The organism is Pseudomonas sp. Pseusp49, from assembly GCF_059491875.1.
In genome coordinates this window covers 331,840-353,407 of record NZ_CP168514.1, presented here as the reverse complement: position 1 = coordinate 353,407, position 21,568 = coordinate 331,840, and the positions used below count along the sequence as shown (strand labels likewise).

Sequence of the window (21,568 nt, the reverse complement as noted above, 5' to 3'; positions counted from 1 at the left end):
GGAGCCGGCCCTTGAAAGCCCTCGACGAACTCACCTTCGATAATCGCTTCGACCGCCTGGGCGACGCGTTTTCCGCCCATGTGCTGCCCGAGCCCATCGACAATCCGCGCCTGGTCGTGGCCAGCCCCGCCGCCATGGCCCTGCTGGACCTCGACCCGGCCGAGGCCGAAACCCCGGAGTTCGCCGAACTGTTCAGCGGCCACAAGCTCTGGGCCGATGCGATTCCGAGGGCGATGGTCTATTCCGGACACCAGTTCGGCTCCTACAACCCGCAACTGGGCGACGGTCGCGGCCTGTTGCTCGGCGAGGTGTACAACGAAGCCGGCGAACACTGGGACCTGCACCTCAAGGGTGCCGGCCAGACGCCGTTTTCACGCATGGGCGATGGCCGGGCGGTCCTGCGTTCGTCGATCCGCGAGTTTCTCGCGTCCGAAGCCCTGAATGCCCTGAACATCCCGACCACCCGCGCCCTGTGCGTGATCGGCTCCGACACCCCGGTGTGGCGCGAAAAGCAGGAGCGCGCGGCCATGGTCCTGCGCCTGGCGCCAAGCCATGTGCGCTTCGGTCACTTCGAATATTTCTACTACACCAAACGCCCCGAGCAGCAGAAAGTGCTGGGTGACCACGTGCTGGCCATGCACTTCCCCGAGTGCCTGGAACAACCGGAACCGTACCTGGCGATGTTCCGCGAAGTGGTCGAACGCAATGCCGAACTGATCGCCAAATGGCAGGCCTATGGCTTCTGCCACGGAGTGATGAATACCGACAACATGTCGATCCTGGGCATCACCTTCGATTTCGGCCCGTTCGCCTTCCTCGACGACTTCGACGCCAACTTCATCTGCAACCACTCCGACGACCAGGGTCGTTATTCCTTCAGCAACCAGGTGCCGATTGGCCAGTGGAACCTCAGCGCGTTGGCGCAGGCCCTGACGCCGTTCATCAGCGTCGAAGCCCTGCGCGAAACCCTCGGCCTCTACCTGCCGCTGTTCCAGGCCCATTACCTGGACCTGATGCGCCGTCGTCTCGGCCTGACCACGGCGGAGGATGACGACCAGAAACTGCTGGAGAACCTGCTGCAACTGATGCAGAACAGCGGCGTCGACTACAGCCTGTTCTTCCGCCGCTTGGGTGATGAAGCACCGGAACAGGCGATCACCCGCTTGCGCGACGACTTCGTCGACCTCAAGGGCTTTGATGCCTGGGGCGAACTCTACGTCGCCCGGGTCGCCCGTGAAGGCACGCTGGATCAAGCGCAGCGCCGCCAGCGGATGCACGCGGTCAACCCGCTGTACATCCTGCGCAATTATCTGGCGCAAAAGGCCATCGATGCGGCAGAGAGCGGCGACTATTCAGAAGTTCGACGACTGCACGCAGTGCTGAGCAACCCGTTCGAGGAACAACCGGGGATGGAAAGCTACGCCGAGAGGCCGCCGGAATGGGGCAAGCATCTGGAGATCAGTTGTTCGTCGTGAGGCGCTACACAATTGAAAATCTGGAGACCTGTCTCCAGATAAGGATCATTCGATTTCGACTGGACTACTTGTCATGACCGACCCACTCCTCATCCCCTGCCCCCATTGCAACGGCCTCAACCGCATCCCCGCCGAGCGTCTCAACGACCACCCGAAATGCGGACGCTGCAAGGCCGACGTCCTGCTGAACAAGCCGTTTGAATTGAAACAAGGCGATTACGCCAGCCAGATCAAGGGCGATCTGCCGCTGCTGGTGGACGTGTGGGCGGACTGGTGCGGGCCGTGCAAGTCGTTTGCACCGGTGTTCGAGCAGGCGGCCGGGCAACTGGAGGGCAAGTGCCGGTTGGCCAAGCTGGACAGCGAGGCGAACCAGCAGTTGTCGGCGCAGTTGGGGATTCGCTCGATCCCGAGCCTGATCCTGTTCAAGAACGGTCGGGAAGTCGCGCGGCAGAGCGGGGCTTTCCCGTTGCCGCAGTTGATGGGCTGGTTGCGTAGTCAGGGGGTGTGAAGCCGCATTGAAAAGATCGCAGCCTGCGGCAGCTCCTACGGTGTCCGTGTAGGAGCTGCCGCAGGCTGCGATCTTTTTATCTTCACGCGTTTTCCAGCAGGCTGTGCAATTCGACAAACTGCTGGGTCAGCTTGTGCCGCGGGTCGAGATGGATCAGCGGCGTGTTGGCCTGGTGGGATTCGCGCATGCGTACCGAGCTGGCCAGGTACACCGGCAGCACCGGCAGACCTTCGGCGATCAGTTCGTCGAGGATTTGCTGGGGCAGGCTGGCGCGGGCCTGGAACTGGTTGACGACGATGCCTTCGACTTCCAGGCCTTCGTTATGGTCGTCCTTCAACTCTTCGATTTCCGCCATCAGGCCGTAGAGTGCCTGGCGTGAAAAACTATCGCAATCGAAGGGAATCAACACACGATCGGCGGCAATCAATGCAGAAACCGCATAGAAATTCAGCGCCGGCGGGGTATCGAGGTAAATCCGGTCGTAGTCTTCGCTCAGTTCCTCAAGCAACTTACGTAGCTTGTTGATCTTGTGCTTGGCTTCAAGCTTTGGCTGCAAGTCCGCCAGTTCGGCGGTGGCGGTAATGACGTGGAGGTTATCGAAGGGGGTTTCGTAGATGTCGACCTGATTCTTTTTGGAGAACGGCCCGGAAGACAGCGTCTGCTTGAAGAAATCGGCGATGCCCATCGGGATGTCGCTACCCGTGAGCCCCGTCAGGTACTGAGTGGAGTTGGCCTGGGCATCGAGATCCACCAACAAGGTGCGAAAACCCTCGCTGGCACTGACCGCCGCCAGATTGCAGGCAATGCTGGACTTGCCAACACCACCCTTCTGATTGAACACCACGCGCCGCATGTCAAAACCCCCGTGTATCAAAGAATGACCGAGTGTAGTGGTGCACGGCGTTGCTTCGCTACCTTGTCGACACAGGGACTACACAGTCAGTTGCCTTCTCCTGCTTGAAAAGCCTTGAACGTCCCGAAGGTTTGACGCAGGAGCCGACAGACGGAGCAGTGATTGTGTGAATAATTACCAATCACTCAGTTTTTGCGAGCCAGTCGCCGCATCTTGTTGAGCAAAATGTAACCAGCATTTGCTACAGGTTCCCGGCACCGGGATAATGCGCGCCACTCGGCGGCAAACGCCGCGCTGGGTGAGTCTCGGCTCTCGGCCACTCCCCGCGTCAAGTAAGCCCGAGAGGGCGGGATGAATGTCTGTGATCAACTTCAACATCGCCCAATGGCGCGCCTGGGCCCCGGGGCTTGAGAGCGTGAGCGACTGGCAGGCCTGGAGCCGACAACCTGTCGTGCTGCCGGACAGCGATGCCGCTCCCGACGTTTCCTTTCTACCGGCCATGCAGCGCCGCAGGCTCAGCCGCCTGGCACGGATGGCATTCAGTGTCGGCTGGCCATTGGCCGAAGGCCGGCAGGATCTGCCATTGGTCTTTGTTTCCCGTCACGGCGAAACGCCGCGCACCGTCGACATTCTGAGTGATCTGGCCGCCGAGCAGCCGCTGTCGCCGACCCGGTTCAGCTTGTCTGTACATAACGCGATTATTGGCTTGTGGTCGATCATGCGCGGCGAAACCAGCGAAATGACGGCCCTGGCCGCCGCAGGCGACGGCCTGGAGCATGGCATGCTCGAAGCGGCCGCGCTGCTGGCCGAAGGCGCTGGCGCGGTACTGCTGGTGGTCACCGAAGAGCGGCCGCCCGAGGCTTACACGACCTGGATCGACGACGTGCCGTTCCCTTATGCCGTCGGCCTGCTGGTTACTCCCGGTACCGACTGGCAGTTGTCCCTGAACAGCCCGTCGGATGCGTTGTCCAAGTCCCGCTGGCCACACGCGCTGAATCTGTTGCGCATGCTGCTCGGCCAGCAAACCACCTGCCAACATGCCTGGAAAAATCGTGTATGGACCTGGCAACGCAACCCGTGACCGAGAAAAACCGCGACGCCTATTACTGGCGCTTGCTGGCCACCGCCGCGAGCTTTGCCCTGTTCGGGTTGGGCGGCCTGTGCCTGCGCCTGGTGATTTTCCCTGTGCTGAACTGCCTGCCCGGCGACGCCCGCACCCATCGGCTGCGGGCCCGGCGAACCGTCAGCCGCTGTTTCTGGATTTTTGTGCGCTTCATGGCCCGTACCGGGGTGCTGACCTACGACATTGAAGGCGCGGAAAAACTTGGTCGCCCCGGGCAAATGATCCTTGCCAATCACCCCTCGCTGATCGACGTGGTGTTTCTGATCGGCCTGGTGCGTCACGCCAATTGCGTGGTCAAGCAAAGCCTCTGGGAAAACCCGTTCACCCGCGGTCCGCTGCGCTGCACCGAATACATCAGCAACGACGGCAGCATGGACATGCTCGACGCCGCTGCCGACGCGCTGAAAGACGGCCAGACCCTGATCATTTTCCCCGAAGGTACGCGCACCCAACCCGGCCAGGCACCGGCCTTTCATCGGGGCGGTGCGGCAATCGCCCTGCGGGGTGCGAAAATCCTCACCCCGGTCATTATCAAGGTCAGCCCGACCACATTGACCAAGGCCGAGCCCTGGTATCGCATCCCCAAGCGGCGCGTGCACTTCAGTTTCCGGGTCGGGGCCGATATAGACCCACAGGCCTTCGCTTCGCTGGGGCCGGCTCCGCAGGCCTCGCGCAAGCTCAACGATTATCTACATTCTTACTTTATTAAGGAGCTCGCCGAAGATGAGCGATCTGCACCGTGATATCAAAATGCTTATCATCGACGCCCTTGGCCTGGAAGACATCAGCGCCGAAGACATCGGCAACGAGCAGACGCTGTTCGGCGAAGGCCTGGGCCTGGACTCGGTGGACGCCCTGGAACTGGGCCTGGCCATCCAGAAAAAGTACGGCATCAAAATCGATGCCGATGCCAAAGACACCCGTAACCACTTCAGTAACGTGGCGAGCCTTGCGGCGTTCGTCACTGCAAAACAGGCAGCTTGAGACCGGACCATGCAAACTCGTGACGACATTTTCAACACCCTGCGCGATGCCCTGGTCGAGCTCTTCGAACTGGACCCCGGGCGTGTGAGCCTGGAATCCAACCTGTATCAGGACCTGGAAATCGACAGCATCGACGCGGTCGACCTGATCGATCACATCAAACGCCAGACGGGCAAGAAAATCGCCGCCGAAGAATTCAAATCGGTGCGTACCGTCAGTGACGTGGTCGAGGCGGTCTACCGTCTGGTTCAACCGGCCGCATGAGTCGACTGATCGGCCTCGGCCTGCTGCTGGCAGGCCTTTTGTATCCCTTTGCGGTGTATTTCGGCATGGAGCACTTCGCCCCCTGGCAGTTCGGCCTGCTGCTGGGCGGACTGTGGCTGGCCCGGGCGCTGACCGGCAAACGTCGGCCCGGCAGCCTGTGGATGGCGACGGTGGCCATGGTGTTCTGCCTGTTGCTGGCACTGTTCGACAGCCCGGCGCTGTTGCGCTGGTATCCGGTATTGATCAGCGCCTTCATGTTGGTGCTGTTCGGCTCGAGCCTGACGTTCGGCCCACCGATCGTCGAACGCCTGGCCCGGGTGCGCGAACCGCAATTGCCGGCCGAGGGCATTCGCTATACCCGCCAGGTGACCGTCGCCTGGAGCGTCTTTTTTCTATGCAACGGTGTATGCGCCGCCGCCCTGACCCTTTGGGCGCCGCTGAGCTGGTGGACGCTGTACACCGGCCTGATCTCCTACGGATTGATAGGCCTGATGTTTGCCATTGAATGGCTGATACGACTGAGGGTACGAGGCCACCCATGAATTGGATAAAACTTGAGCACCTGCTGCTCAAGGCCCGGCCGGACCGCGCCATCACGACCGGTCCGGCACTGGATCACGCCCGACTGTGCGAGCTGGCGCTGAGCCTGGCCGCCGGCCTGCAAGCCCGGGGTATACGGCAGATGGCTGTGCACCTTGAGGATGCCGCCGACCTGGCGATTGCCCTGCTCGGTGCCTGGCGTGCCGGGGTCAGTGTGCTGCTGCCGTCCGACCTGCAACCGCAGACCCGCCAACGCTGGTCAGGCGAAGTTGATCTGTGGCTGACCGATCTGCCCGACGACACGCACTTTGGCGATTTCCAACAGTCACCGCTCAGCGCCGCCGCACTGGACCTGGATAACTGCCGACTCAGCCTGTGCACATCCGGTTCCAGTGGCGAGCCCAAGCGCATCGAAAAAAACCTGCGTCAACTGGCCAATGAAGTCGAGGCCCTGGAACAGCTATGGGGACCTGGCCTGGGCCCGGCGTGCATCATTGGCAGCGTCGCCACCCAGCACATCTATGGTTTGTTGTTTCGGGTCCTGTGGCCGTTGTGCGCTGGGCGTCCGTTCGTACGCAAGCAACTGGCGTTCCCGGAAGACCTGCAACGTGCCAGCCGCGAGCACCCGGCCTTCGCCTGGGTGGCCAGCCCGGCGCTGCTCAAGCGCATGGGTGACAACCTCGACTGGCCGGCCTTGAGCTGCGTTCGCCGGGTGTTTTCCTCCGGCGGCGCATTGCCGGTCGAGGCCGCACAGAGCCTGCATGAGCGTCTCGGGCAATGGCCAACGGAAATTTTCGGCAGCTCGGAAACCGGCGGCATCGCCTGGCGTCAGGGCGCTGAACTCTGGCAGCCATTTGCCGATGTCACGCTGACTCAAGACAGTGAAGGGGCGCTGCTGATCGCTTCGCCCTACTTGCCTGACGGTCATGTCGAACAGACTGCCGATTCAGCACGCATCGCCGTCGATGGTCGCTTCGAATTGCTCGGGCGACTGGACCGGATTGTCAAACTGGAAGAAAAACGCATCTCGCTGCCGATGCTGGAACAGGCGCTAATGGCCCATGACTGGGTCAGCGAGGCGCGGCTCGGCGTGGTTCGGGAAAACCGCGCTTCCCTGGGGGCGTTGTTGGTCCCGAGCGAAGCCGGTTTGCATGCTCTGCGTAATCTGGGCCGACGCAGCCTCACCGAGCACCTGCGCCAACACCTGAGCCAACACTGCGAAACCCTGGCCCTGCCGAGACGCTGGCGCCTGCTGCGACAACTGCCGCTGAACGCTCAGGGCAAACTGCCCCAGGCCGACGTCGACGCCCTGCTGTTGGCGCCGCGTCCCAAAACCCCGGAGGTGCTGGAGCAAGTCGAAAGCGATGGCGAGTGGAGCCTGCAACTGGCCGTGCCAGCGGACCTGGCCTATTTCAGCGGTCATTTCCCCAAGGCGCCGGTATTGCCTGGCGTGGTGCAGGTGGACTGGGCGCTGAGCCTGGGCCGGCAACTGATGAACCTGCCGGAGAAATTCGCCGGCATGGAAGTCTTGAAGTTCCAGCAACTGGTGCGCCCGGGCGATGAAATCCAGCTGCACCTGCGCTTCGACCCGGTGCGCGGCAAATTGTATTTCGCCTACCGCAACGAAACTGCCACCTGCTCCAGCGGGCGGATCTTGCTGGAGGTGGCGCATGTGTAAGTTTGGTGAGTGCTGCGCACTCATTCGCGAGCAAGCCCGCTCCCACACTGGATTTGTGAGCGCCGTGGACCCCATGTGGGAGCGGGCTTGCTCGCGAAGCAGACACCTCGGTCTTTCAGGTGTACACCAACATGCATAGCCCCTGCGCTGTCGTCCCGGTGTACAACCACGAAGGCGCCATCACCACAGTGGTCGATGCGCTGATCGCCAGCCATCTGCCGTGCATCCTGGTGGACGATGCCAGCAGCCCGCGCTGCGCCCGGGTACTGGACCGCCTGGCCCAACGTGAAATGGTTTACCTGATCCGCCTCGCCGAAAACCAGGGCAAGGGCGGCGCGGTCATGACCGGCTTGCGCGAAGCTTCACGCCTGGGCTTCAGCCATGCCTTGCAGGTGGATGCCGATGGCCAGCATGACCTGCAGGACGTCAAACGCTTCATCGAACAATCACGCCGCTACCCACAGGCGGTGATCTGCGGTTATCCGCAATATGACGCCAGCGTGCCGAAAGGCCGTTTGTATGCGCGCTACCTCACCCACGTCATGGTCTGGATCAACACCCTGTCGTTGCAGATTCGCGACTCCATGTGCGGTTTCCGGGTCTACCCGTTGCCACCGGTTCTGGCGTTGATCGAGTCGGCGAAAATCGGCAAGCGCATGGACTTCGACTCGGACATCCTGGTGCGCCTGGCCTGGCGCAATCAGCCGATGTTATGGCTGCAAACCAAAGTCCGTTACCCGCTGGACGGCGTTTCGCATTTTCGGATGTTCCACGACAACGTACTGATTTCCAGCATGCACACGCGGCTGTTCTTCGGCATGTTGCTGCGCTCACCCATGATCCTCTGGCGACGGTGGCGGTCATGAGTGCCGACAAACAACACTGGGCCGACCGCGAGGAGCGCGGCAGTTTCTGGCTGATGAAGCTCACCGCAATCGGTGCCAAAGTGCTGGGCCGTCGAGTACTGAGTCCGGTGTTGTACGGCATCGTCCTGTACTTCTTCCTGTTCGGTCGCAGTGCCCGACACAGCGCCTGGCAATACCAGCAACGCCTGGCCGACTGGAGCGGGCGCAACGAACTGCGCCCGAGCCATTGGCGGGTATTCGGCCAGTTCATGGCGTTCGCCGACTCCATGCTCGACAAACTCGACGTCTGGAACGGCAGGCTGAGCATCGAGCAAATCGAAATCATCGACCCGGCGCTGCTGCGCGAGCAGTTGCGCGCTGCCCGCGGCCAGATGCTGGTGGGCGCACACTTGGGCAATCTGGAAGTCTGCCGCGCACTGGCGGAAATCGGCGAAAAGGTCACGATGAACGTGCTGGTGCACACCAAGCACGCCGAACAGTTCAACCGTTTGCTGGGCGAAGCCGGGGCGACCAACTTGCGCCTGATTCAGGTCAGCGAACTGGACCCCGGGATCATGCTGCAATTGAGCGAGCGCCTGGAGCGTGGCGAGTGGCTGGCAATTGCCGGCGACCGCGTGCCGCTGCATGGCGGGCGCAGCGTGACCGTGGATTTTCTCGGCCATCCGGCCAGATTCCCTCAAGGCCCGTGGTTGCTGGCCGGCCTGCTGAAATGCCCGATCAATCTGCTGCTGTGCCTGAAAAAGCCCGACGGCGACTATCGACTGACCATTGAACCCTTCGCTGAGGCAATCACCTGGATACGCAGCGACCGTGAACAGGTCATTCATCAGTGGGCGTCCCGCTACGCCGAGCGCCTGAGTCACTATTGCCTCGAAGCGCCCCAACAATGGTTCAACTTTTACCCTTTCTGGAAGACCGATGACGACGCCAACGCTTGAGCCGGTAACCTTCGGCGAACGCCCTCTGCGCATTGAAGATGTGCTGGCACTGGCCAACCGCAAGGTGCCGACGCAGTTGCAAAGCGATCCCGCCTACCGCGAGCGCATCGCCAAGGGTGCGCGTTTTCTCGACTCGCTGCTGGACAAGGAAGGCGTGATCTACGGCGTGACCACCGGTTATGGCGATTCCTGCGTGGTCGCGGTGCCGCTGCATCACGTCGAAGCGCTGCCACAGCATCTGTACACCTTCCACGGCTGCGGGCTGGGCAGACTGCTCGACGCCCAGGCCACCCGCGCGGTATTGGCGGCGCGTCTGCAGTCGCTGTGCCACGGTGTTTCCGGGGTACGCGTGGAGCTGCTGGAACGCCTGCAGGCGTTCCTTGAACACGACATCCTGCCGCTGATTCCGGAGGAAGGTTCGGTCGGCGCCAGCGGTGACCTGACGCCGCTTTCGTACGTTGCCGCCACGCTGTCCGGTGAACGCGAAGTGATGTTCCGCGGCGAACGCCGGCAGGCTGCCGAGGTGCACCGCGAACTCGGCTGGCAGCCGCTGGTGTTGCGGCCGAAAGAAGCCCTGGCGCTGATGAACGGCACTGCCGTAATGACCGGCCTCGCCTGCCTGGCATTCGCCCGCGCCGATTACCTGCTGCAACTGGCCACCCGCATCACCGCGCTGAACGTGGTCGCCCTGCAGGGCAACCCGGAGCACTTCGACGAGCGCCTGTTCGCCGCCAAGCCACATCCGGGGCAGATGCAGGTCGCCGCGTGGCTGCGCAAGGACCTGGCCATCGACGCGCCGACCGCCCCCTTGCATCGCCTGCAAGACCGCTATTCCCTGCGCTGCGCGCCCCATGTGCTGGGCGTACTGGCCGACAGCCTGAACTGGCTGCGTTCGTTCATCGAAATCGAACTCAACAGCGCCAACGACAACCCGATCATCGACGCCGAAGCCGAGCGCGTGCTGCACGGCGGGCACTTCTACGGCGGGCACATCGCGTTCGCCATGGACAGCCTGAAAAACCTCGTGGCCAATGTCGCCGACCTGTTGGACCGGCAACTCGCGCTGCTGGTGGACGAGCGCTACAACCATGGCTTGCCGAGCAACCTGTCCGGCGCCACGGCTGACCGCGCCATGCTCAACCACGGCTTCAAGGCCGTGCAGATCGGCACCAGCGCCTGGACCGCCGAAGCGCTGAAAAACACCATGCCGGCCAGCGTCTTCTCGCGCTCCACCGAATGCCACAACCAGGACAAAGTCAGCATGGGCACCATCGCCGCCCGGGATGCGATCCGCGTATTGGAACTCACCGAACAAGTGGCCGCCGCCACCCTGTTGGCGGCCAATCAGGGCGTCTGGCTGCGCGGCCAGGCCGAAGATGCGCGACCGCTGCCACCCGCACTGGCCGCCATGCACGAAGCCTTGGCCGGGGACTTCCCACCGGTCATCGAAGACCGCGCGCTGGAAGGCGAGTTGCGCCTGTGCCTGCAGCGCATCGCCGAACAACACTGGAGGCTGCATGCGTAGCAAGGGACTTCTGCACACCGACACGGAAATCGTCGTACCGTTCTTTGACGTCGACAGCATGCACGTGGTCTGGCACGGCCATTACGTCAAATACCTGGAAGTCGCTCGCTGCGCGCTGCTGGACCAGATCGGCCACAACTACACGGCGATGAATGAATCCGGCTACGCGTGGCCGGTGATCGACCTGCAATTGCGCTACGTGCGCGGCGCGGTGTTCGGCCAGAAACTGAACGTGCGCGCCAACCTGGTGGAGTGGGAGAACCGCTTGAAGATCAACTACCTGATCAGCGATCTGCAGACCGGTGAGCGCCTGACCCGGGCCATGACGGTACAGGTCGCCGTCGACCTCGCCAGCCGCGAGATGCAACTGGCCTCGCCGAAGGTCTTCACCGACGCCGTTGAAAGGGCCCTGCCATGATTTTCTGCCACCCACGTTCCCCTGTGGGAGCGGGCTTGCCCGCGATGGTCGTTAACGATGATGCTGGGAACCTGACACCCCGCGGTGCTCTCAGGCTTTTCGCGAGCAAGCTCGCTCCTACAGTGTTCTGCGTGTTACTGGGCATTCCAGGGCTGGCCAACGCCTTCGACCTGCAACAACTCAGCGAGCAACTGGCCAAACCCGAGGTGATCCACGGCAACTTCATCCAGGAGAAACACCTGCGCGCCCTGCCCCAGCCGCTGACCAGCAAGGGCTCGTTCGTGCTGGCAAAAAACCATGGCTTGCTGTGGCTGCTGAAAACACCGTTGCAGCAGGACTATCGCATCACTGCCAAAGGCATTGCCCGGCGTGACGGCATTGTTTGGCAAATGCTGCCGGGCAAAAGCGCCGGTGCCGAGCAGAACCGATTGTTCCTCGCCGTGCTGCAAGGCGACAGCAGCGGACTGCAGCGGGATTTCGAATTGTCCCTGAGCGGCGACGCACAGAACTGGAAGCTCACACTGGTGCCGCGCTCGATGCTGCTCAAGCAGGTCTTCAACCAGATCAACATTACCGGCGCAGCACTGGTGCAGAGCATCGAACTGCTCGAAACCCAGGGCGACAGTACGTTGTTGCGCATGCAGGACAGCACCAGCGCCCAACCGTTGAGCGACGCGGAGCAACATGACTTTGCCGAGTGAACGGTGGTTGCCACGGCTGTTTCTGATCCTGCTGCTGGCAGTACTGGCGCTCGCGGGTTGGCAATGGCGTGACGGCGCGCCACTGTCGGCGAACCTGATGGAACTGGTGCCCGGCACGGCGCCCGACGCCCTGGAACTGCGCGCCGAACAACGCATGCAAGAACCGCTGAACCGCGAAATGCTGGTGCTGGTCGGCCACGCCGATCGCCAGCAAGCCGTCGCCATGGCGCAAACCCTCGGCGAGCAATGGCAGGCCAGCGGACTGTTCGAAAAGGTCCAGTGGACCCTGCAGGCCGACTTGCCGGCGCTGCGCACGCAATTGCTGCAAGGTCGCCTGGCGATGCTCTCGGCGGTGGACCGACAGCTGCTGATCGAGCACCCCGACACCTTTATCCAGCAACGCGTGCAAGCCTTGTTCGATCCGTTCAACGGTTACAGCCTGGTGCCGAGCCAGGATGACTGGCTGGGGCTGACCGGGCGTATCCAGAACAGCCAGCCGCAACGCGGTTCGGTGCAACTGGACATCGGCAGTGGCACCCTGATCGCCGATGCCGATGGCAAAAGCTGGGTGCTGCTGCGTGCGCGCACCACCGGCAACGCCTTCGACATGAACCTGCCGCTGCAAGTGGCCGACCTGCTTGAGCACAGCCGCGAACAAGCTGCGCAGTACGAGGTGCAACTGCTCGCCGCCAGCGGCTTGCTGTATGCGGCCCACGGGCAACAACAGGCCGCCCGGGAGATGACCTGGGTCGGTGGCGGTGCCACCGTGGGGATTCTGTTGCTGCTGCTGTTGGCCTTCCGGCGCTGGCGCGTGTTGCTGGCGTTCGTGCCGGTGCTGGTGGGCATGCTCTTCGGAGCGGTGGCCTGCGTGGCGCTGTTCGGCCATATGCATGTGATGACCCTGGTACTGGGTTCGAGTCTGATCGGTGTGGCGGTCGACTACCCGCTGCACTACCTGTCCAAAAGCTGGAGCCTGAAACCCTGGCACAGCTGGCCGGCCCTGCACCTGACCCTGCCAGGGTTGACCCTGAGCCTGATCACCAGCGGAATCGGCTACCTGGCCCTGGCCTGGACACCCTTCCCGGCGCTGACCCAGATTGCCGTGTTCTCTGCCGCCGGTTTGCTCGGCGCCTATTTGTCCGCCGTGGGTCTGCTGCCAGCCTTGCTCAAGGGCGTGGAGCTGCGTCCGGCGCAGTGGCCATTACGCGTTTGCGAGCTGTTGCTGGGCTGTCGAGAAGCGCTGCTCAATCAGGTGAAAACGCCAGTCCTGCTGGCGCTGCTGATCGCCTTTTGCGTGGGCGGGCTGTTGCAGCTGAGCAGCAAAAACGACATCCGCCAGTGGATCAGCGCACCACAAAATCTGACCGACGAAGCCCGGACCATTGCACGGATCACCGGCTATCAACCCACCAGCCAGTTTTTCCTGATACGCGCCGCCAATCAGCAGCAACTGCTTGAACGCCAGACCGCCCTGAGCGAACGACTGGATCAATTGATTGGCCTGGAAAAACTCCAGGGGTATCTGTCGCTCAATCAGCTGGTCAGCCCGCCGAACGCACAGCAGCAGGTGCGCGAAGCGTTGAGCAGACTGCCGGCGCTCTGGCAGCCGTTGCTCGACATCGGTGTACCGGCCGAGGCGCTGCAAGCCGAGCTGACGAAGCTACAGGCACTGCCGGCCGTGGACATTGACGCAGCGCTCAGTGGCCCGCTGGCAGAACCCTACCGGCCCCTGTGGCTGGGGCAGACCGATGACGGCGTGGCCGCGATGGTCAGCCTGCAAGGCATCAACAACCCGGCCCTGCTGCGGCTCCAGGGCGAGGACCTACCCGGCGTGACACTGGTGGATCGACTGGGTGAATTGAACACTGTTTTCGCCGCCACCCAAATCAGCGCCGCTGAACTGAAACTCGCCTCCTGCGTGCTGATCGTACTGGTGCTGATCCTGCCGTTCGGTCTCGGCGGTGCATTGCGCATCGTCTCCCTGCCGCTGCTGGCGGCGTTGTGCAGCCTGGCCAGCCTCGGTTGGCTGGGGCAGCCGTTGACTCTGTTCAGCCTGTTCGGCCTGCTGCTGGTGACGGCGATCAGCGTCGATTACGCGATCCTGATGCGCGAACAGGTCGGCGGCGCGGCCGTGAGCCTGTTGGGCACCCTGCTGGCGGCGTTGACTACCTGGTTGTCGTTCGGTCTGCTGGCGGTGTCGAGCACCCCGGCGGTGAGCAACTTCGGATTGTCGGTGAGCCTCGGCCTGGTCTTCAGCTTCCTGCTGGCACCCTGGGCCGGTCGACAGGTGCACGAGCCCACGGCCGCGGAGCATGCAACGTGATGATCGTTCTGTTCTGGGCGATGGCCCTGGCGTTGTTCGCGCTGGCGACCCGTGTCGGCCGGCATTTTGGCCTGATTCCCATCGTCAGCCAGTTGTTGCTGGCAACCCTCGGTCTGCCGCTGCTGATGTATTTCTGGATCGAGCCGCAATGGCAGCTGAGCGGTGCGCAACTGGTGTCGCCCGGCTGGCTGAAGAACCTCTACAGCCTGAGTTTTGCCCTGTTGTTGGGCTACATCCTCAGCGATGTGATCGACCTGCAACTGGAGCGCCAGAGCCTGAAAATCGCCCTGCCGAGCTTTTGCATTCCGTTTGCCTGCGGCCTGGCCACGGCGGTCTGGCTGTTGCCACCGCAACCCTGGATCAGCTCGCTGGCCGTCGGCCTGTTGTTCGCCATCACCGCGATTCCGGTGCTGTACCTGTACCTGCGACACATCGATTACCCGCCCGCCGCCACCCGGCGTCTGGTGCAAACCGCGATCCTCATCGACCTCGCCTGCTGGACTGTGTTCGGCCTCGCCCAGGGCAGCCTGCACCTGAGCAGCCTGTTGCTGCCACTGGCCGGCGCCTGTCTGCCGGTACTGCTGCGGCTGCTTGGCTTGCGCCAGACGTGGCTCTACAGCTTGTGTTTTTTCGCCCTGCTGATCGTCGCCGAGCACTACAAGCTCAATGCGCTGATTTTCGGCATCGGCTATGTGTTGATCATGGCCGCCTTGAAAGCGCCGCTGGTGCTGCCGCTGCCGGCCATCTGGATGAGTCGTTTGCAGACGTACATCGCCATCCCGTTGATCCTCACGTTCGGCATCGTGCAGATCAACGTGCACAGCGCGATGGACAGCCTCGGCTGGGTGCAACTGGTCGCCCTGCTGCTGTTGCCGATGCTGAGCAAACTGCTGGGCAACTGGCTCGGCCTCGGCTGGGCCGGGGCCTCGTTCAAGGGCGCCAACCGCTGGCGGGAAAGTGTGCTGCTGAACATCCGCGGCTTGAGCGAGATCGTCTTTCTCAACCTGTTGCTGCAACAGCAACTCATCAGCCCGCCGCTGTACTTTGCCCTGATGCTGATGGGCCTGATCGCTACACTGCTGCCAGCCCTGACCGGTATGCACCGAATTCCCCTGAAAACCGCTGTCCCGGCAAGGAGCCCTCATGCCAACCGTTGAAATGGAATGCCGCCAGGTCGTGGTCATCGGCGCCGGTCCTTCGGGGGCCATCGCCGCCGCGTTGCTCAAGCGCAAGGGACACGATGTGCTGGTGATCGAGCGTCAGCATTTTCCACGTTTTTCCATTGGTGAAAGCCTGTTGGCCCATTGCCTGGATTTCGTCGAAGAGGCGGGCATGCTCGACGCCGTCAACGCGGCCGGCTTCCAGGTGAAAACGGGCGCTGCCTTTGCGTGGGGTGAGCGTTACAGCGCGTTCGATTTCGGCGAGACGTTCAGCCACGGCAAATCAACGACATTTCAGGTCCAGCGCGCCGATTTCGACAAGCTGCTGGCCGATCAGGCCACGCTGCAAGGCGTGGAGATCCGCTATGGCGAAACCATCGTCAGCGTCGACATCGCCCCGGAAAAACCGCAGCTCGGCGTGCGCCGCGAAGACGGCAGCGAGTACCGCATCGAGGCCGGTTTCATGCTCGATGCCAGTGGCTACGGCCGCGTGCTGCCGCGCTTGCTCGACCTCGAGGCGCCGTCGAACTTCCCGGTGCGCCAGGCCGTGTTCACCCATATCGAAGATCGTATCGACCACCCGGCCTTCGACCGCAGCAAGATCCTCGTGACCACTCATCCGACCCAGCGAGACCTTTGGTTCTGGACCATCCCGTTCAGCAACGGACGCTGCTCGGTCGGCGTGGTTGCCGCCGAGGAACATTTCGCCGGCCGCAGCGACAATCTGGACGAGTGCCTGCGCGGCTTTATCGGCGAGACGCCAAGCCTGGCTGGCGTGTTGCAAAATGCGCAGTGGGACACCGCGGCCCGAACCATTGGCGGTTACTCGGCCAACGTCAAAACCCTGCACGGTCCGGGCTTCGCACTGCTGGGCAATGCCGCGGAATTCCTCGACCCGGTGTTTTCCTCCGGGGTGACCATCGCCATGCGTTCGGCGAGCATGGCGGCCGGGGTGTTGCACCGCCAGCTGCAAGGCGAAGCCGTCGACTGGCAAACCGAATTCGCCGAGCCGCTCAAGCGCGGCGTCGACACCTTCCGTTGCTACGTCGAAGGCTGGTACGCCGGGACCTTCCAGGATGTGATTTTCCATGAGAGCAGCTCGCCGGAAATTCGCGGAATGATCAGCTCCATCCTTGCAGGGTATGCCTGGGACCCACGCAACCCGTTCGTCAGCGAAGCCCGGCGCCGGTTGAAGGTGATATCGGAGTTCTGTGCAGGGGCTGCGTCATGAACCACTTGAGCGATAACTACGTCGAAGAAACCCGTTTCGGTTTGTGGTTCCTGCGCAGTCGGATCTGGCAACACTATGTGCTGCGGCTGGCGGTCAACGATTTGCGCGGCCTGTTCAGCGAAGCGCCGCCTGCCGACCCGGTACTGCTGGATGCCGGCTGTGGTCAGGGCAAGTCATTCGCGCTGCTGCGCCAGGCCTTTGTGCCCGCTCGCCTAATCGGCATCGATGCCGACCCGCAGAGCCTCACCCAGAGCGCCGAAGAAGCGGCCCGCCAGGGCATGGACGTGGAGCTGATCGGCAGCGACTGCGCGAGCCTCAAGCTGGCGGACGCCAGTATCGACCTGCTGTTCTGTCACCAGACCTTCCATCACCTGGTGCAGCAGGAACAAGCCCTGGCCGAGTTCTACCGTGTGCTCAAGCCGGGCGGTTATCTGCTGTTCGCCGAGTCCACCGAGGCCTACATTGATACTTGGGTGATCCGCTGGTTGTTCCGCCACCCGATGCACGTGCAGAAAAGCGCGGCGCAGTATCTGCAAATGATCCGACAACAGGGTTTCGAATTTACCGCGCAAAACGTGTCTTATCCGTACCTGTGGTGGAGTCGCGCCAAGGATTTCGGCCTGCTCGAATACTTGGGTGTGTGCAAGCCAAAACCCTTTGGCCAACGGGAAGAAACCCTGGTCAATGTAGTGGCGCGCAAACCTTTTGAAGGAACTGTGTGATGTCGATTACCCGTCGCCTGAAATACTCAACCTGTGGGAGCGGGCTTGCTCGCGAAAGCGGTGGGTCAGCCAGCGGATATGTCGGATGTACTGCCGCTTTCGCGAGCAAGCCCGCTCCCACAGGGGTCGCCAGTGTGTTGCGATTTCTGTTGGTCGCCGCGGCACTGCTTCTGAGCGCCTGCACCAGCCGGGCGCCATTGCCCGAGAAAAATCCGGATCTGCCGTTGCCGCTGCAACTGCATATCCAGCTATTGAAACCCGACGACCGCCTGGACTGGGTAGTGGTGATCCAGCGCGAAGAAGCGGGCATTCGCTGGTCGATGATGGACCTGCTGGGCATTCCCCAGGCCCGCCAGCTATTGAACGATAAAACCTGGCACGCCGACGGCCTGTTGCCACCCAACCCGCAAGCCCGGGAACTGTTCGCAGCACTGCTGTTTGCGCTGACGCCGGATGATGAACTGGCGGCCAACTATCCCGGCGCCTGGCAGCACGGCAGACAACGGTCCCTGCCAGAGCGCTGGGACGTCCGCTACACACAACCGCAGAATTTTGAATTGATGATTACGAAAGGTGCGACCTATCAAGTCACGCCCCTGAGCGGTGAAGCACCATGACGGCTTACCTCAATGCCCTCGGGCTGGTCTGCGCGCTGGGCCGCGACAAGCAGGAGGTTGCCCGCCACCTGTTTGCCGGCGACTGCGGCGGCATGCGCGAGCAAGCCGGGTGGGTGCCGCAACGCACGCTGCCGGTCGGCGCGGTCCAGGGCAACCTGGCAACCCTTCCAGCCGACATGTCGCGCCATCACAGTCGCAACAATCAGCTGTTGCTGGAAGCCACGCTGCAAATCCGCCCGGACATCGACAGCGCCATCCAGACTTACGGCCGCGATCGCATCGGCGTCGTGCTCGGCACCAGCACTTCGGGCATCGACGAGGCCAGCCAGGGCCTGGCGCACTACCTGCGCGAAAAGCAGTTCCCGCCCGAGTACGACTACCAGCAACAGGAGCTGGGTGCGCCGGCAAACTTCCTCGCCGAATGGCTACAACTGAGCGGGCCGGCCTATGTCATTTCCACGGCTTGCACCTCCAGCGCCCGAGCCCTGATGAGCGCCCAGCGCCTGTTGGACCTGGGCATCTGCGACGCGGTGCTGTGTGGCGGTGTCGATACCCTGTGCAAGCTGACCCTCAACGGTTTCTCGGCGCTGGAAGCGGTCTCTGAACAACGTTGCAATCCGTTTTCAGTGAACCGCAACGGCATCAACATTGGCGAAGCGGCGGTGCTGTTCCTGATGACCAGACACGCAGGCGACAACCCGCCGATTGCCTTGCTCGGCAGCGGCGCCAGCTCCGATGCACACCACATTTCCGCCCCCGAGCCGACGGGTCGAGGCGCCCTGCAGGCCATGCGCAAAGCCTTGGGCCGCGCCAACCTGCAACCGGAGCAGATCGCTTACCTGAACCTGCACGGTACTGCCACCCAGCACAACGACGCCATGGAAAGCCTGGCCGTGGCAACGCTGTTCCCGGCCGGCGTGCCCTGTTCGTCGAGCAAACCCATGACCGGCCACACCCTCGGTGCCGCCGGGGCGCTGGAAGCGGCGTTCTGCTGGTTGAGCCTGAGTGCCGACAATCGCGGGCATGCCCTGCCGCCGCACGTCTGGGACGGACAGCCTGATCCCGAACTGCCGCCACTGCAATGGGTGACCCCAGCCACTCGCCTGACGTCCATTGCACCCCGTTACCTGATGAGCAATTCCTTTGCCTTCGGTGGCAATAACGTCAGCCTGATTATCGGAGACGCCCCATGATTGACTGGCCGCTCGCCGAACTGCTGCCCCACGCTGGCGACATGATCCTGATCGATCAGGTCCTGGCGTTCGATGAAGAGCAGATTCACACCCGCCTGACCGTCAAGCCCGATGGCCTGTTCAACCTCCCCGACGGCAGCCTGCCGGCCTGGGTCGGCATCGAACTGATGGCGCAGAGCGTGGCCGCCTTTGCCGGTTGCCATGCGCGTCAGCGCGGCGATGCGGTGGAGTTGGGCTTTCTGCTCGGCAGCCGCAAATTCGAATGCAACGTTGAAAGCTTCCCGGCCGGCACCGAGTTGACCCTCCACGGGATTCGCTCCCTGGAGGACGACAACGGCATGGGCGTGTTCGAGTGCCACATCAACGGCAACGGTATCCACGCCACAGCCCGTCTGAACGTGTTCCGCCCACCTCAGGCCGCTCAATATCTCCATGAACCCGAAGGAGTCCAGTCATGACTGAATCCGTACTGGTCACCGGTTCCAGCCGTGGCATCGGCCGCGCCATCGCCTTGCGCCTGGCCCAGGCCGGGCACGACATCGTGCTGCATTGCCGTAGCGGCCTGGCCGACGCCGAAACCGTCAAGGCCGAAGTCGAGGGCTTGGGTCGCCGTGCGCGCATCCTGCAATTCGACGTGGCCGACCGCGCCCGTTGCAAGGAGATTCTCGAAGCCGACGTGGAAACCCACGGCGCCTATTACGGCGTGGTGCTCAATGCCGGCCTGACCCGCGACGGTGCCTTTCCGGCCCTGAGCGAGGACGATTGGGATGTGGTGATGCGCACCAATCTCGATGGTTTCTACAACGTGCTGCACCCGGTAATGATGCCGATGATCCGTCGTCGCGCCGCCGGGCGGATTGTCTGTATCACCTCGGTGTCCGGGCTGATCGGCAACCGTGGCCAGGTCAACTACAGCGCTTCCAAGGCCGGGCTGATCGGCGCGGCCAAGGCATTGGCGATCGAGCTGGGCAAGCGCAAAATCACCGTTAACTGTGTCGCCCCCGGCCTGATCGACACAGCCATGCTCGACGAAAACGTGCCGGTGGAAGAACTGATGAAAATGATCCCCGCACAACGCATGGGCACCCCTGAAGAGGTGGCTGGCGCGGTGAATTTCCTGATGTCGGCGGAAGCCTCGTACATCACCCGGCAGGTTCTGGCCGTCAACGGAGGCCTGTGCTGATGAAGCGCGTCGTCGTCACCGGCATGGCCGGCATCACCTCACTGGGCAGCGACTGGGACACCATCGCCGGCAACTTCGCGGCCAACCGCAGCGGCATCCGGCGGATGGACGAGTGGGATCGTTTTACCGAACTCAACACACGCCTGGCAGCCCCCATCGATGACTTCACAGTGCCAAGCCACTGGACCCGCAAGCAACTGCGCAGCATGGGCCGGGTCTCGCGGCTGGCTGTGGGCGCGGCGGAGATGGCCCTGGCCGATGCCGGCCTGTTGGGCGACGAATCGATCAAGGACGGGCGCATGGGCGTCGCCTGCGGTTCCTCGACCGGCAGCACCGACGAGATCAAGGCGTTCGGCAACATGCTGCTCAACTCGGTGGCCGAAGGCCTGAACGCCAATTCCTACGTGCGCATGATGCCGCACACCACCGCGGCGAACATCAGCATCTTCTTCGGCCTCACCGGCCGCCTGATTCCCACCTCCAGCGCCTGCACCAGCGGCAGCCAGGGCATCGGCTATGCCTACGAGGCCATCAAGTTCGGCCGCCTGCCGCTGATGCTCGCCGGCGGTGCCGAGGAACTGTGCCCGACCGAAGCCATGGTCTTCGACGCGCTCTACGCCACCAGCCTGAAAAACGAAACCCCACAACGCAGCCCGCGCCCTTACGACACCGCTCGCGACGGCCTGGTGATCGGCGAAGGCGGCGGCATGCTGGTGCTCGAAGAACTGGAGCACGCCCTGGCCCGTGGCGCCCGCATCCACGCCGAGATCGTCGGTTTCGGCAGCAACGCCGACGGCCAGCACACCACCCGTCCGGAGCAAATCACCATGCGCCGGGCCATGGAACTGGCCCTGGAAGACGCCGGGCTGAAACCTTCGGACATCGGCTACGTCAACGGCCACGGCACCGCCACCGAACAGGGCGACATCGCCGAAACCCTGGCCACCAGCAGCCTGTTCGGCGAACACATGCCCATCAGCTCGCAGAAGAGCTTCCTCGGCCACACCCTCGGCGCCTGCGGTGCACTGGAATCCTGGTTCAGCATCGAAATGATGAACCGCGACCTCTACGCCCACACCTTCAACCTCGACGAAGTCGACCCGCATTGCGGCAAGCTCGACTACCTGCGCGGCGAGTTTCGGCAGATGAGCAACCGGTATGTGATGAACAATAACTTTGCGTTTGGCGGGGTGAATACTTCGCTGATTTTCAAGCGCTGGTCGTAAGCAACGTCAAAAGATCGCAGCCTTCGGCAGCTCCTACAGG

23 protein-coding genes are annotated in these 21,568 nt (G+C 62.8%); 22 read left to right on the top strand and 1 reads right to left on the bottom strand.

Annotated elements, in window-relative coordinates; all coding sequences use genetic code 11:
* The first annotated feature begins 11 nt into the window (after positions 1–11).
* Complete coding sequence (gene selO / locus ACEN83_RS01500) at positions 12–1,475, top strand: protein adenylyltransferase SelO (RefSeq protein ID WP_495579314.1); 1,464 nt, start codon at positions 12–14, stop codon at positions 1,473–1,475.
* Between the two features lie 73 nt (positions 1,476–1,548).
* Complete coding sequence (gene trxC, locus ACEN83_RS01495; RefSeq protein WP_495579313.1) at positions 1,549–1,983, top strand: thioredoxin TrxC; 435 nt, start codon at positions 1,549–1,551, stop codon at positions 1,981–1,983.
* 82 nt (positions 1,984–2,065) lie between these two features.
* On the opposite strand, the gene ACEN83_RS01490 is transcribed toward trxC, so the two are convergent.
* Entirely contained in the window at positions 2,066–2,836 is a 771-nt protein-coding gene (locus ACEN83_RS01490) for a ParA family protein (protein ID WP_007972195.1), read from the bottom strand.
* 355 nt (positions 2,837–3,191) lie between these two features.
* Between ACEN83_RS01490 and ACEN83_RS01485 the strand changes: the two genes are divergently transcribed.
* From ACEN83_RS01485 to ACEN83_RS01390, 20 genes are all read left to right on the top strand, one after another.
* A complete protein-coding gene (locus tag ACEN83_RS01485; protein WP_495579312.1) occupies positions 3,192–3,917 on the top strand; it encodes a beta-ketoacyl synthase chain length factor in 726 nt (241 codons plus the stop codon).
* Positions 3,893–4,702: a lysophospholipid acyltransferase family protein gene (locus tag ACEN83_RS01480; RefSeq protein ID WP_495579311.1), complete on the top strand. Its 810-nt coding sequence runs from the start codon at positions 3,893–3,895 to the stop codon at positions 4,700–4,702. Before ACEN83_RS01485 ends, ACEN83_RS01480 begins: the two co-directional genes overlap by 25 nt.
* Positions 4,683–4,943 (top strand): phosphopantetheine-binding protein, encoded by a 261-nt coding sequence (locus ACEN83_RS01475; protein WP_095943238.1) that lies wholly within the window; start codon positions 4,683–4,685, stop codon positions 4,941–4,943. Before ACEN83_RS01480 ends, ACEN83_RS01475 begins: the two co-directional genes overlap by 20 nt.
* A gap of 9 nt (positions 4,944–4,952) precedes the next feature.
* A complete protein-coding gene (locus tag ACEN83_RS01470) occupies positions 4,953–5,207 on the top strand; it encodes an acyl carrier protein (protein ID WP_007972204.1) in 255 nt (84 codons plus the stop codon).
* Complete coding sequence (locus ACEN83_RS01465) at positions 5,204–5,749, top strand: COG4648 family protein (RefSeq protein ID WP_102673197.1); 546 nt, start codon at positions 5,204–5,206, stop codon at positions 5,747–5,749. The genes ACEN83_RS01470 and ACEN83_RS01465 overlap by 4 nt, the downstream gene beginning before the upstream one ends.
* Complete coding sequence (locus ACEN83_RS01460) at positions 5,746–7,425, top strand: ApeI family dehydratase (RefSeq protein ID WP_495579310.1); 1,680 nt, start codon at positions 5,746–5,748, stop codon at positions 7,423–7,425. Before ACEN83_RS01465 ends, ACEN83_RS01460 begins: the two co-directional genes overlap by 4 nt.
* A gap of 131 nt (positions 7,426–7,556) precedes the next feature.
* Positions 7,557–8,291: a glycosyltransferase family 2 protein gene (locus ACEN83_RS01455; protein WP_495579309.1), complete on the top strand. Its 735-nt coding sequence runs from the start codon at positions 7,557–7,559 to the stop codon at positions 8,289–8,291.
* Positions 8,288–9,229 carry a lysophospholipid acyltransferase family protein gene (locus tag ACEN83_RS01450; protein WP_495579308.1) on the top strand — a complete coding sequence of 314 codons (942 nt, stop codon included), beginning with the start codon at positions 8,288–8,290 and terminating at the stop codon, positions 9,227–9,229. The genes ACEN83_RS01455 and ACEN83_RS01450 overlap by 4 nt, the downstream gene beginning before the upstream one ends.
* Entirely contained in the window at positions 9,210–10,754 is a 1,545-nt protein-coding gene (locus ACEN83_RS01445) for an HAL/PAL/TAL family ammonia-lyase (RefSeq protein WP_495579307.1), read from the top strand. The genes ACEN83_RS01450 and ACEN83_RS01445 overlap by 20 nt, the downstream gene beginning before the upstream one ends.
* A complete protein-coding gene (locus ACEN83_RS01440; protein ID WP_015093159.1) occupies positions 10,747–11,172 on the top strand; it encodes an acyl-CoA thioesterase in 426 nt (141 codons plus the stop codon). Before ACEN83_RS01445 ends, ACEN83_RS01440 begins: the two co-directional genes overlap by 8 nt.
* On the top strand, positions 11,169–11,873 hold the full coding sequence (locus tag ACEN83_RS01435) for an outer membrane lipoprotein carrier protein LolA (RefSeq protein WP_495579306.1): 705 nt from the start codon (positions 11,169–11,171) through the stop codon (positions 11,871–11,873). Before ACEN83_RS01440 ends, ACEN83_RS01435 begins: the two co-directional genes overlap by 4 nt.
* Positions 11,857–14,196 (top strand): MMPL family transporter, encoded by a 2,340-nt coding sequence (locus ACEN83_RS01430; protein WP_495579305.1) that lies wholly within the window; start codon positions 11,857–11,859, stop codon positions 14,194–14,196. Before ACEN83_RS01435 ends, ACEN83_RS01430 begins: the two co-directional genes overlap by 17 nt.
* Entirely contained in the window at positions 14,196–15,353 is a 1,158-nt protein-coding gene (locus ACEN83_RS01425; protein ID WP_495580836.1) for a sodium:proton antiporter, read from the top strand. The genes ACEN83_RS01430 and ACEN83_RS01425 overlap by 1 nt, the downstream gene beginning before the upstream one ends.
* The gene (locus ACEN83_RS01420) at positions 15,340–16,587 is read left to right on the top strand and encodes an NAD(P)/FAD-dependent oxidoreductase (protein ID WP_495579304.1); all 1,248 of its coding nucleotides are present in this window, start codon (positions 15,340–15,342) and stop codon (positions 16,585–16,587) included. The genes ACEN83_RS01425 and ACEN83_RS01420 overlap by 14 nt, the downstream gene beginning before the upstream one ends.
* On the top strand, positions 16,584–17,309 hold the full coding sequence (locus tag ACEN83_RS01415; protein ID WP_495579303.1) for a class I SAM-dependent methyltransferase: 726 nt from the start codon (positions 16,584–16,586) through the stop codon (positions 17,307–17,309). Before ACEN83_RS01420 ends, ACEN83_RS01415 begins: the two co-directional genes overlap by 4 nt.
* A complete protein-coding gene (locus ACEN83_RS01410; protein WP_495579302.1) occupies positions 17,309–17,926 on the top strand; it encodes a hypothetical protein in 618 nt (205 codons plus the stop codon). The genes ACEN83_RS01415 and ACEN83_RS01410 overlap by 1 nt, the downstream gene beginning before the upstream one ends.
* Positions 17,923–19,119, top strand: a complete 1,197-nt coding sequence (locus tag ACEN83_RS01405) for a beta-ketoacyl-[acyl-carrier-protein] synthase family protein (RefSeq protein WP_495579301.1) — start codon at positions 17,923–17,925, stop codon at positions 19,117–19,119. Before ACEN83_RS01410 ends, ACEN83_RS01405 begins: the two co-directional genes overlap by 4 nt.
* Positions 19,116–19,577: a hotdog family protein gene (locus tag ACEN83_RS01400; RefSeq protein WP_007974617.1), complete on the top strand. Its 462-nt coding sequence runs from the start codon at positions 19,116–19,118 to the stop codon at positions 19,575–19,577. Before ACEN83_RS01405 ends, ACEN83_RS01400 begins: the two co-directional genes overlap by 4 nt.
* Positions 19,574–20,302 (top strand): 3-oxoacyl-ACP reductase FabG, encoded by a 729-nt coding sequence (gene fabG / locus ACEN83_RS01395; RefSeq protein ID WP_495579300.1) that lies wholly within the window; start codon positions 19,574–19,576, stop codon positions 20,300–20,302. Before ACEN83_RS01400 ends, fabG begins: the two co-directional genes overlap by 4 nt.
* Positions 20,302–21,528, top strand: coding sequence for a beta-ketoacyl-ACP synthase (locus tag ACEN83_RS01390; RefSeq protein ID WP_495579299.1), 1,227 nt, complete (start codon positions 20,302–20,304; stop codon positions 21,526–21,528). Before fabG ends, ACEN83_RS01390 begins: the two co-directional genes overlap by 1 nt.
* Positions 21,529–21,568 lie beyond the last annotated feature (40 nt).

Coding starts and splice junctions, on each gene's coding strand:
- trxC (WP_495579313.1), top strand. CDS start 1,549: ATGACCGACCCACTCCTCATCCCCTGCCCCCATTGCAACGGCCTCAAC.
- ACEN83_RS01490 (WP_007972195.1), bottom strand. CDS start 2,836: ATGCGGCGCGTGGTGTTCAATCAGAAGGGTGGTGTTGGCAAGTCCAGC.
- ACEN83_RS01485 (WP_495579312.1), top strand. CDS start 3,192: ATGTCTGTGATCAACTTCAACATCGCCCAATGGCGCGCCTGGGCCCCG.
- ACEN83_RS01480 (WP_495579311.1), top strand. CDS start 3,893: ATGGACCTGGCAACGCAACCCGTGACCGAGAAAAACCGCGACGCCTAT.
- ACEN83_RS01475 (WP_095943238.1), top strand. CDS start 4,683: ATGAGCGATCTGCACCGTGATATCAAAATGCTTATCATCGACGCCCTT.
- ACEN83_RS01470 (WP_007972204.1), top strand. CDS start 4,953: ATGCAAACTCGTGACGACATTTTCAACACCCTGCGCGATGCCCTGGTC.
- ACEN83_RS01465 (WP_102673197.1), top strand. CDS start 5,204: ATGAGTCGACTGATCGGCCTCGGCCTGCTGCTGGCAGGCCTTTTGTAT.
- ACEN83_RS01460 (WP_495579310.1), top strand. CDS start 5,746: ATGAATTGGATAAAACTTGAGCACCTGCTGCTCAAGGCCCGGCCGGAC.
- ACEN83_RS01455 (WP_495579309.1), top strand. CDS start 7,557: ATGCATAGCCCCTGCGCTGTCGTCCCGGTGTACAACCACGAAGGCGCC.
- ACEN83_RS01450 (WP_495579308.1), top strand. CDS start 8,288: ATGAGTGCCGACAAACAACACTGGGCCGACCGCGAGGAGCGCGGCAGT.
- ACEN83_RS01445 (WP_495579307.1), top strand. CDS start 9,210: ATGACGACGCCAACGCTTGAGCCGGTAACCTTCGGCGAACGCCCTCTG.
- ACEN83_RS01440 (WP_015093159.1), top strand. CDS start 10,747: ATGCGTAGCAAGGGACTTCTGCACACCGACACGGAAATCGTCGTACCG.
- ACEN83_RS01435 (WP_495579306.1), top strand. CDS start 11,169: ATGATTTTCTGCCACCCACGTTCCCCTGTGGGAGCGGGCTTGCCCGCG.
- ACEN83_RS01430 (WP_495579305.1), top strand. CDS start 11,857: ATGACTTTGCCGAGTGAACGGTGGTTGCCACGGCTGTTTCTGATCCTG.
- ACEN83_RS01425 (WP_495580836.1), top strand. CDS start 14,196: ATGATCGTTCTGTTCTGGGCGATGGCCCTGGCGTTGTTCGCGCTGGCG.
- ACEN83_RS01420 (WP_495579304.1), top strand. CDS start 15,340: ATGCCAACCGTTGAAATGGAATGCCGCCAGGTCGTGGTCATCGGCGCC.
- ACEN83_RS01415 (WP_495579303.1), top strand. CDS start 16,584: ATGAACCACTTGAGCGATAACTACGTCGAAGAAACCCGTTTCGGTTTG.
- ACEN83_RS01410 (WP_495579302.1), top strand. CDS start 17,309: ATGTCGATTACCCGTCGCCTGAAATACTCAACCTGTGGGAGCGGGCTT.
- ACEN83_RS01405 (WP_495579301.1), top strand. CDS start 17,923: ATGACGGCTTACCTCAATGCCCTCGGGCTGGTCTGCGCGCTGGGCCGC.
- ACEN83_RS01400 (WP_007974617.1), top strand. CDS start 19,116: ATGATTGACTGGCCGCTCGCCGAACTGCTGCCCCACGCTGGCGACATG.
- fabG (WP_495579300.1), top strand. CDS start 19,574: ATGACTGAATCCGTACTGGTCACCGGTTCCAGCCGTGGCATCGGCCGC.
- ACEN83_RS01390 (WP_495579299.1), top strand. CDS start 20,302: ATGAAGCGCGTCGTCGTCACCGGCATGGCCGGCATCACCTCACTGGGC.